Raw genomic sequence first — 653 nt, forward strand, 5'->3', positions numbered from 1 at the left:
GCGTGATCTTCAGGCGATCGAGATGTGCGATGGAATCCACGCAGCGCTCCAGCAGCCCGCGGTCGTGGCTGATGATGATCGCCGCGCCGCCGAAGCGCTGGATCCAGCCCTCCAGCCACATGGCCGCCTCGAGGTCGAGGTGGTTGGTSGGCTCGTCSAGCAGCAGCAGGTCGGGCTCCAGGAAGAGCGCGCGGGCCAGCGAGACGCGCATGCGCCAGCCGCCGGAATACTCGCGCGAGGGCCGGGCCTGGGCCTCGGCGTCGAAGCCGAGGCCGGCCAGGATGGTCGCGGCGCGCGCGGGCGCGGAATCCGCCTGTATGGCGATGAGGCGCTCGTGGATCTCGCCGGCGCGGACCGCCTCCGGATGGCCCTCGAGCTCGGCGAGCAGGCCGGCGCGCTCGGTGTCGGCCTCCAGCACGATGTCGAGCAGCGAGGTCTCGCCGGCCGGCGTCTCCTGCGCGACATGGCCGACGCGCGCGCGCTGGGCGATGCGGATGTCGCCGCCATCGGGCTGGAGCTCGCCGAGGATGGCCTTGATCAGCGTGGATTTCCCCGCGCCGTTGCGGCCCACGAGCCCGATCTTGCGGCCGTCGTCGACCTGCAGCGAGGCGCCCTCCATGAGGGGGCGCCCGGCCATGCGGATCGTCAGGTCC

1 protein-coding gene is annotated in these 653 nt (G+C 72.7%); it reads right to left on the reverse strand.

The features are described 5' to 3' along the window. The coding region (locus AC1DWF_RS35390; protein WP_476843132.1) for an ATP-binding cassette domain-containing protein at positions 1–653 on the reverse strand (653 nt) is incomplete at both ends.

It is taken from the genome of Aminobacter sp. P4_D5, from assembly GCF_056401815.1.